We start from the raw sequence: 9,327 nt of genomic DNA on the forward strand, positions 1-9,327 counted from the left end.
TAAGGGGGGACATCAGGATGAAAAGTATGGAAGCTGTGAAGGTGGAAGTGGCGACATTGGAGGAACTGCCAGTGCAAACGGGCCGGGTCGTGAAGCTGAATGGACGTGAAATCGCTGTTTTCCGCTTAAGCAGTGGTGAGGTGCGGGCGGTAGAAAACCGCTGTCCGCATAAGGGCGGGCCGCTGGCGGAAGGGATCGTGTCAGGAGAATACGTATTTTGTCCGCTGCACGACTGGAAAATCGACCTGAAGGACGGCCAGGTGCAAGCGCCCGATACGGGGTGTGTGACCACGTACAAGGTAGACGTGATCGGCAATAAAGTGTATATCAGTATGTAGGAAATACTATATACACTTTTGATGCCCGCCGATCGGTGGGTCTACTGGAGGCAGGAAACATGCAGCAATTTCTGAAGGAAGTCGGTCGCGGTAAAAAAGGTGCCAAAGATTTGCCGTTCGAATTGGCCAAGGAGGCGGCTGACCGCATTTTTGACGGAGAAGCTACAGATGCCCAAATCGGCGCATTTTTCATCGCAGAAAGAGTAAAAAGCGAGACTGTGGAAGAACTTCTTGCATTTATCGAGTCTGGCAGGGAGAGAGCACAGAAAGTCACGCACGGTCAAAAAGGTCTGCTGGATTGTGCGGGTCCTTACGACGGGAGGGCCAAATCATTTGCTGCCACAATACCTGTTGCAGCCGTTTTGGCCGCAGCAGGGGTGCCGGTGGTGCTGCATGGAAGTCTTTCGCTTCCGCCCAAGTTTGGGGTAAGCCTGAGAGAAATTTTGCAGCAGGTAGGTGTTCCTGTTGAAGCTCATGCTGAACAAATCGGAAACATGATTGACCGGAACAACATTGCGTTTATCGAAACAGAAAATTATTGTCCTCCTTTACGGCAGCTGCGCAAAATCCGGGAAGATCTTGGAGTGCGGACTCTGCTGAATACGGTGGAAAAATTCTTGAATGTGGCCGCTGCCGAGTATCTGGTGGCTGGGGTATTCCATACCAGCGCACTGGAGAAAGCGGCAGAACTCACAATTACCCTTGGCTATCGCAAGGCGATGGTGGTTCAGGGAATCGACGGTTCGGAGGATATTCCGACTAACCGGCCTTCCGCCTTGTATATCATTCAAGACGGAACAATGGAAAAACACCTTGTGAACCCGAAGGATTACGGGCTTGCGGAGGATGCCGCGCCCGTAAAATTGACCACTGCGGATCAAGCTTCTCATGTCTTGGAGGTTCTGCAGGGAGGACGTCAATATCGCAATATGGTTCTCTTGAACAGTGCCTTGCGTTTGTGGTTGACGGGGCACGCGGGAGATATTTCGGAAGGAATCGAGATTGCCGGGTCGGTTCTGGATTCGGGGAAAGCATGGGCCAAATTTTCGGAGTGGCGCGGGGAATAATCGGACGAAAGTCCCTTCCTTCCCCCGTTGCTTCACTTGAGGAGGGGAATGGATGACTGTCGGGAAAGTTTACCTGACCGGCGCGGGACCGGGTGATCCGAAATTGATTACGTTAAAAGGCTTGGAATCCATTCAACAGGCTGACGTGCTGATTTATGATCGTTTGGTATCTCCTGATTTGCTGAAACACGCGCCTCAGCACGCGGAATTGATATATGTCGGGAAAGAGTCCGGAAGACATACGATGAGACAGGAAGAGATCAATCAGCTTCTAATCAGGAAAGCGTTGGAAGGAAAAACGGTCACTCGTCTTAAAGGTGGAGATCCGTTTGTTTATGGCCGCGGCGGTGAAGAAGCGTTCCGTTTGGTGGAATACGGGATTCCTTTTGAAATCATACCGGGAATAACGTCAGCGATTGCTGCTCCCGCATACGCCGGCATTCCGGTTACTCATCGTCATGTGGCTTCTTCTTTTACGGTCATCACGGGGCATGAGTGTGCCAATAAGCCTGAGTCTTCAATCGATTGGAAACATGCTGCATCTTCAGATACGCTTGTGATTCTTATGGGAGTATCACATCTGCCAGAGATCGTGGAGAATTTGATTCGTCACGGAAAACCCCTTGCCACTCCAATCGCATTAATTCGCCGGGGCACTTGGGCTGAACAGGAGACGTTGGTGGGCACTCTGGCGGATATAGTGAAAAAACAGCAGCGAGCTCAATTCACGAGTCCGGTAACGATTGTGGTAGGTGAAGCAGTAAAACTGCGGGAAAAGCTGGCTTGGTTTGAGAGAGTACCCGATGCTGTCTCAAATGTTGGATGAAAGGCCAGGTCCGAATGGGGAGGGGTGACATATGGATCCAGTGCCTCGTGATATGGCTGTTCTTACGATTGGAATCGTGAGACAATTAACCGGGTTAACTTTACGGCAAATTCGCTATTATGAAGAGTTAGGGCTAATATGTCCTTTTCGTTCGAATGGCGAGCAGCGGCTCTATTCAATTAATGATGTTGCCAGACTCTTGCGAATCAAGGATATGATCGATCAGGAATACACGATATCCCAAATCAAGAAGATTCTTAAGCCCCCGACGATGCCAACCGAACCAACCCCTCAACCTACCCCATCCGAACATGATTTGGATGACAGCAACCTGTTGCGGGGGATTCGGGATCAGATTCACACTCGAACGGACCGTTCATGGTCAACTACGATTATCGAAGGGCAATTGGCGCAGTTTTATCGAAATAACAGACCCAAATAAACATGCGGGACGAAAAGAGCGTTGCAAGCCGTTGTACAAGGCACGACGCTCTCTCTTTTGTTTCTTTTCAATCTCGGACAGGCGACTTCAAAAAAAGGGGGATGGGAACATCCCATCCCAAAGCAGTTCGCGGAGAGGGTGAAACATCCTCGTTCGAGGAAGGTAACACTTTCATTATATGAGTGCGGGGATGTGGAAGACATATTATATGTCAGGTTTCCTTCCAACGTTTTCATTCTTTTTACGCCCAAAATACAGTACAGTTGTTTTGTGAGGTACATGTAATAAAATATAACACAAGGTCTTTCTTTTTGATCTCATTTTGTTTATAATGAATTTGAACACAATGAAGTGTTTTTCGATACTTCAGGCAATGACGCCTCTTTCCTAAATTCGTTTGTTTAAAACAACGGATGCAAGAAAGGGGCTTTTTATTTTTGTTCGTTTTACCGTGTCAAGAAAATTAACATTAAAGAGTACTATTCTGGGGGAGCTGCTTTAGGTGGAAGGAAAAGGTCAAATCTCTGCACTGGTGTTGTCGACTCTAGCCATGATTGTATCCTTTGCGGTGTGGTCGGTTTTTCCGCCGATTGCAGGTATTATACAAGAAATTTATCGCTTAAGTACAACCGAGAAAAGCATTCTACTCGCAACCCCCGTTCTATTAGGATCTCTGATGCGGATTCCAATGGGAATTTTAACGGATCGATATGGAGGACGAAAAATCTATGTGTTGACAATGCTCCTTCTCGTGCTGCCGATGATCGGAGCAGGATATGCTGACTCTTACGGCATGCTGCTGTTCTGGGCCCTCTTAATCGGGATGGCAGGAACAACATTTGCGATTTCAATTACGTATGTATCCCGATGGTATCCGCCGCAAAAACAAGGATTGATTCTTGGAATCGCGGGAATGGGGAATTTGGGAGTGGCAGCTGCCAGCTTCTCAACACCTATCATTTTGAATCAATACGGAATGTACTGGGTGTTTTGGGGACTCGCGGCGGCCATCGGCATTATGGCAATTGTTTTCTGGGCCGGAACTCAAGAGATGCCAAGGCCTGAGACAACCAAGACTTTGCAGGAATCTTTGTCGGTAATGAAATATAAATCAACGTGGTACTTGTCCCTGTTTTATTTTGTGACGTTTGGAGGCTTTGTGACCTTCAGTGTTTATCTGCCTACCTTCTTAAAAGAGTTTTTTACTATGACCACCGTAGAGGCCGGACTGAAGACGGCAGGGTTTGTGGTAATCGCTACGTTAATTCGTCCGTTTGGCGGTTATTTGTCCGACCGGTTCGGTTCGAAAAAAGTCTTAACCATTGTGTTTAGCGGTGTGTTCCTTTGTGCTCTGTTCATCTCTTTCACAGCAGAAAATTTTGTTCTCTTCAGTGTCGGTTGCTTGATCATGGCCTGTCTGTTAGGGACTGGGAATGGGGCGGTTTTCAAGATGGTCCCTGAAGTATCATCAGGAAACACAGGGGCTGTGACAGGAATTGTCGGTGCGGCCGGAGGAATCGGCGGTTTTTTTCCTCCGATTGTCCTTGGAGTCGTAAAAGATATGGAAGGGACCTATATTCCCGGTTTTCTGCTGTTAGTTGTTTTTTCGCTCGTTTGTCTCATCCTTAACCAGAGTGGATCCAAACCAACCAAAACCAAGGTAAGCGTTGGGCACAGAGTGTAATCAGGATAAACGGAATACGATTTTGGAGGTTTCTTATGAACAAGCAAAAATTGGTGCTAGTGGGAAACGGAATGGCGGGCGTACGCTGTATCGAAGAAATATTGAAGATTGATCGGGAAAGATTTGAGATTACAGTATTCGGGTCTGAGCCGCACCCGAATTATAACCGCATCCTGCTGTCGAAAGTGCTGCAGGGTGACACAACCATTGAGGATATTACGATCAATGATTGGAATTGGTATCAAGAAAATAATATTCAGCTGTTTACAGGGGAAACGGTTATCAGGATCGATACGGAGCAGCAGGTGGTATACACGGATCAGAATCGACAGGTTGAATACGATCGGTTGATTCTGGCGACAGGATCCCTGCCGTTTATTCTGCCGGTACCCGGAGCCGACAAGGAAGGGGTTACCGCTTTTCGAGACATAAAAGACTGTGAGCGAATGATTGAAACGGCCAACCAATATAAAAAAGCTTCCGTCATCGGCGGCGGGTTGTTAGGGTTGGAAGCTGCAAGAGGTCTGTTAAACCTGGGCATGGAAGTCAATGTGATTCATATTTTTGATTGCTTGATGGAAAGACAGCTCGATCCTACCGCTTCCCAAATGCTCAGAAGGGAACTGGAAAAGCAGGGAATGAATTTTCTGTTGGAGAAGCAGACGGAAGAAATTATCGGCGGAGAACGTGTGGAAGGAATCCGCTTTAAAGACGGCACCGAAGTGGCTACCGATTTGGTTGTGATGGCTGTTGGGGTACGACCGAATGTCCAACTGGCGAAGGACAGCGGCATTTCAGTCAACCGCGGAATTGTTGTGAACGACTACATGGAGACAAATACTCCTAATGTATATGCGGTCGGAGAATGTGCGGAACATCGTGGAATCGTCTACGGGTTGGTGGCTCCCCTTTATGAACAAGGCAAAGCATTGGCGGAAAAGATATGCGGTGTTCACGGAAAGAGCTACGAAGGAACCGTTGTTTCGACTCAATTGAAGGTATCGGGTGTCGACGTATTCTCGGCTGGTCAATTCGTGGATAATGAGGAAACGAAATCATTCAAAGTCCATGATGAAATCAACGGAATTTATAAAAAAATCCTGGTCTGTGACAACAAGATTGTTGGAGCCGTTTTGTTTGGTGATATCAGCGAAGGCCCAAAATTATTGGAGATGATCAACCGGCAAGCGGCTGCCGACGAATTGAACCAAGTGTTCCAGTCTTCATCGGAAGAATCCGGTGACAATATTGCTGCGGCGATGCCTATCAATCAGATTGTTTGTTCTTGTAACAATGTGACAAAAGGGGCGATTATGCAGGCCGTCTACAGCCAGGGATTCACGACAGTTCAGCAGATAGCCAAATGCACAAAAGCATCGAGCTCCTGCGGAGGATGTAAACCGTTAGTCGCGGCCATTTTGGAACATGCCCGGGAGAATGATGTGGAACTGACGGTGGAGAAAGAAACGATCTGCAGTTGTACGACATTAAGCCATGATGAAGTGGTTCAGGAGATTCAGGAGAAACGTTTAACGCATGTCAAAGAAGTCATGTTTGTGCTCGGTTGGAAAAACGAAGAGGGTTGTTCCACTTGCCGGCCGGCTCTCAATTACTATTTGGGAATGATCCATCCAACCGAGTATGAGGAGGATCAGGACTCTTTATCCGTAAGTGAACGAATGCTGGCGAACATTCAGGCTGACGGGACGTATTCCGTTGTTCCCAGAATGTACGGCGGGGTTACGAATGCAGAAGAATTGAGACGAATCGCCAATGTGGTTGAGAAATATGAGATTCCCCTGGTCAAATTAACCGGCGGTCAGCGGATCGATTTGTTAGGGATAAAGAAGGAAGATCTGCCCAATGTGTGGGCGGATTTGGATATGCCTTCCGGTTACTCTTATGGAAAATCTCTGCGAACGGTCAAGACATGCGTCGGTTCCCGTTATTGCCGATTCGGTACGCAGGACTCAATAGAACTTGGAATCGCTCTGGAAAAGAAATTCGAACGGATTCAAACTCCCAATAAAGTCAAAATGAGTGTTTCCGCTTGTCCGCGCAATTGCGCCGAATCCGGAATCAAGGACTTGGGCATCGTGGGTGTGGAGCATGGCTGGGAGCTTTATGTGGGAGGCAATGGGGGTACTCATGTGCAGGCCGGCCAGTTATTGTGCACGGTAGCAACGGAAGAGGAAGTTATGGAAATGGCGGGCGCCTTTTTACAATATTACCGTGAAACGGCCAACTATTCGGAGAGAACCTCAAAATGGATTGAACGAGTTGGATTGGAGCATGTCCGAGAGGTCCTGTTCGATAAAGAAAACCGGGAAGTGTTAATGGAACGGCTTGAAATTGCCATTTCAAACAGTAAAGATCCTTGGAAAGAAGTGCTGGGAAACAAGGAGATTCAGGAAGAAGTCTACGGGAACAAAAACGATCCGCTTACGAAAGAAGCAATCAGTACTTCCAAGTAGAAGGTAAGCTCCGCGCAATGGAGCTTGCCTTCAAAAATTCAACGCTAAAAGGTGGAGAGTATGAACAATCTATTGACCCATTTCCGTTCCAAGCAACTGCAAGTGGAATCTGAAATCGTAATGAATACCCAGTGCCCTTTTTGCAGTGTGCAATGCACCATGGAGTTGATCGAGCAGAGGATCGTGGAACGCAGCAAATATATTGTGAATCCAAGACCCAACCCCACCTCGGAAGGCCGCTTGTGTGTGAAAGGGATGAATGCACACCAGCATGCACTTCACAGTGAACGTGTACTGTATCCGATGTTAAAGGTAGATGGGCAATTTGTTCGGGTTTCTTGGAGCAAAGCATTAGAGGTTATCAAAGAAAAATTTACGGAGATTCAGCGTGAAGACGGTTTCGATGCGCTGGGTGTGTATGGCGGAGGATCCATGACCAATGAAGACGCCTATTTGTTGGGAAAATTCGCCCGTATCGCTTTGCGAACCAGGTATATCGATTATAATGGCCGATTTTGTATGTCTGCTGCGGCATCTGCCGGAAATAAAGTTTTTGGAATCGACCGCGGCCTGACGAACCGGCTGTCCGAAATTCCTTTGTCACGTTGTATTATATTGGCGGGGACGAACATTGCCGAATGCCAGCCTACCCTGATGCCGTATTTCAACCAGGCAAAAGAAAATGGGTCGTTTATTATCGCGATTGACCCAAGGGAAACGGCAACAACCAAAATCGCGGACTTACATTTGCGAGTGAAACCGGGAATGGATGCTGCTTTGGTAAACGGACTCTTAAAAGTTATTTTTGATGAAGGCTTGATCGATCCGAAGTTTATTGACGAGAGGACAAAGGGATTTGACGAACTCAAAGAACATATAGCCACGATCAATCTGAAGGAAATAGCGGAAATCACAGGCGTACCCGTCCGGCAGATTAAGAAGGCTGCCATAACATTTGGGAAAGCGGCATCGGGGATGATTTTTACGGCTAGAGGCGTTGAACAGCAGACGAATGGATACTTGGCTGTCCGTAACTTTCTGAACCTCTTGCTGGTGACGGGTAAAATCGGAAAAGAAGGCAGCGGATATGGCGCTGTTACCGGTCAGGGAAATGGTCAGGGCGGAAGAGAGCACGGTCAAAAAGCTGACCAGCTTCCGGGGTATCGTATGATTGACAACCCTGAGCATCGGGCGTATATTGCAAAGGTCTGGGGAATCAACGAACAGGATTTGCCCGGCAAAGGAGTTTCCGCTTATGAAATGATGGAAAAAGTTCATCAGCAGGAAATTACGGGGCTGTTTGTGATGGGCTCAAATCCCGTTGTATCAAACCCGAATGCGAATTTCGTGGAAGAAGGGCTGAAAAAGTTAAAGTTCCTTGTTGTGGTCGATATGTTTATTTCGGAAACGGCCAGAATGGCTGACTTGATTCTGCCGACGTCTTCCTATCTCGAGAATGAAGGAACGATGACCAATCTTGAAGGACGGGTCACTTTGCGGCAGGCAAGCCGCGATTGTCCAGGCGAAGTCAAGCACGACTGGCAAATTCTTTGCGAAATAGCCCTTCTTCTTGGGAAAGGAGAATATTTCTCCTATTCGTGCCCTGAAGATATCTTTAACGAACTTCGACTAGCAAGCCGCGGCGGGATTGCAGATTATTACGGCATTACCTATGAGCGGTTGAAAAAAGAAGGCGGACTCTATTGGCCGTGTCCTTCGCTTGATCATCCCGGAGAAGGCCGGTTGTTTGAAAAGTCTTTTGCTCATCCTGACGGGAAAGCGGAGATGATCCCGGTACACAATCATTTTCCGGAAGAACAGGTGAACGAGGATTTCCCGCTTTACTTGACGACCGGAAGGGTTATGGCACATTATTTGACAGGGGTTCAAACACGAAGAAGCCCCTCGCTGGCAGCAAGGGATGTGGAATCCTTTCTGGAGATTCATCCTGAGACAGCGAAAAAATATAAGATCGAAAACAACTCGTTGGTAAAGTTGGAATCCAAGAGAGGTAGTATCGTCGTCAGAAGTAAACTGACCAGTGAGATCCGTGAAGACACTGTATTTGTTCCCATGCACTGGGGAGATTCACAAAGTGTCAACAAAATCACCAATCAAGCGCTTGATCCCACGTGCAAAATGCCTGGATTCAAAGTTTGTGCGGTAAAAGCAAATCCTCTTGTCGATTTAACCGTTACCTGAGGTTGCACAATTCCGGTTTTAAAACTATAATAACGAAAAGCATGTAATAAAACCTGACATTAAACTTTCCTATGGAAAATGGCTTGTTGACAATGAAGTCGATCAAGCTTAGGCAATGAAGCCCTAAAAACCTTTGCAAGCATTTTGTCGAGAGTTCTATTGACTTTCGGCAGAATCGTTGAGGTTTTTCTGGGCTTTTCTTTTTGACCGTCGAATTGATGTATAAGGAGAGAGGGAACATGAACAAGAGAAAGTTGGTCTTGGTCGGTAACGGAATGGCTGGCGTGCGCTGTG

General features: G+C 47.4%; 7 protein-coding genes and 1 pseudogene. 7 read left to right on the top strand and 1 reads right to left on the bottom strand.

Going from position 1 to position 9,327, the window contains the following annotated elements:
* Positions 1-26: 26 nt before the first annotated feature.
* The 7 genes and pseudogenes from nirD (at position 27) to nasC (ending at position 9,033) form a co-directional block, all read left to right on the top strand.
* Complete coding sequence (gene nirD, locus ACFO8Q_RS08745) at positions 27-338, top strand: nitrite reductase small subunit NirD (RefSeq protein ID WP_380025396.1); 312 nt, start codon at positions 27-29, stop codon at positions 336-338.
* A 59-nt stretch (positions 339-397) separates the two neighbouring features.
* Positions 398-1,405 carry an anthranilate phosphoribosyltransferase gene (locus ACFO8Q_RS08750; protein ID WP_380025391.1) on the top strand — a complete coding sequence of 336 codons (1,008 nt, stop codon included), beginning with the start codon at positions 398-400 and terminating at the stop codon, positions 1,403-1,405.
* Between the two features lie 52 nt (positions 1,406-1,457).
* Positions 1,458-2,207 (top strand): annotated as a pseudogene (cobA, locus tag ACFO8Q_RS08755) (uroporphyrinogen-III C-methyltransferase); the annotation flags it as partial.
* Between the two features lie 55 nt (positions 2,208-2,262).
* Positions 2,263-2,673 carry a MerR family transcriptional regulator gene (locus tag ACFO8Q_RS08760; protein WP_380025392.1) on the top strand — a complete coding sequence of 137 codons (411 nt, stop codon included), beginning with the start codon at positions 2,263-2,265 and terminating at the stop codon, positions 2,671-2,673.
* 550 nt (positions 2,674-3,223) lie between these two features.
* Positions 3,224-4,357, top strand: a complete 1,134-nt coding sequence (locus ACFO8Q_RS08765) for an MFS transporter (protein WP_380025397.1) — start codon at positions 3,224-3,226, stop codon at positions 4,355-4,357.
* Positions 4,358-4,392: 35 nt separating this feature from the next.
* Positions 4,393-6,831: a nitrite reductase large subunit NirB gene (nirB, locus tag ACFO8Q_RS08770; RefSeq protein WP_380025393.1), complete on the top strand. Its 2,439-nt coding sequence runs from the start codon at positions 4,393-4,395 to the stop codon at positions 6,829-6,831.
* A gap of 60 nt (positions 6,832-6,891) precedes the next feature.
* Positions 6,892-9,033 carry an assimilatory nitrate reductase catalytic subunit NasC gene (gene nasC, locus ACFO8Q_RS08775; protein ID WP_380025394.1) on the top strand — a complete coding sequence of 714 codons (2,142 nt, stop codon included), beginning with the start codon at positions 6,892-6,894 and terminating at the stop codon, positions 9,031-9,033.
* A gap of 59 nt (positions 9,034-9,092) precedes the next feature.
* Here nasC and ACFO8Q_RS08780 read toward each other — a convergent pair.
* On the bottom strand, positions 9,093-9,327 hold a 235-nt coding region (locus tag ACFO8Q_RS08780; RefSeq protein ID WP_380025395.1), incomplete at its 5' end, for a hypothetical protein.

It is taken from the genome of Effusibacillus consociatus, from assembly GCF_042652925.1.
Classification (GTDB): domain Bacteria; phylum Bacillota; class Bacilli; order Tumebacillales; family Effusibacillaceae; genus Effusibacillus; species Effusibacillus consociatus.

Excerpts from the sequence above, each read along its gene's own strand:
- nirD (WP_380025396.1), top strand. The coding sequence starts at position 27 with ATGGAAGCTGTGAAGGTGGAAGTGGCGACATTGGAGGAACTGCCAGTG.
- ACFO8Q_RS08750 (WP_380025391.1), top strand. The coding sequence starts at position 398 with ATGCAGCAATTTCTGAAGGAAGTCGGTCGCGGTAAAAAAGGTGCCAAA.
- ACFO8Q_RS08760 (WP_380025392.1), top strand. The coding sequence starts at position 2,263 with ATGGATCCAGTGCCTCGTGATATGGCTGTTCTTACGATTGGAATCGTG.
- ACFO8Q_RS08765 (WP_380025397.1), top strand. The coding sequence starts at position 3,224 with ATGATTGTATCCTTTGCGGTGTGGTCGGTTTTTCCGCCGATTGCAGGT.
- nirB (WP_380025393.1), top strand. The coding sequence starts at position 4,393 with ATGAACAAGCAAAAATTGGTGCTAGTGGGAAACGGAATGGCGGGCGTA.
- nasC (WP_380025394.1), top strand. The coding sequence starts at position 6,892 with ATGAACAATCTATTGACCCATTTCCGTTCCAAGCAACTGCAAGTGGAA.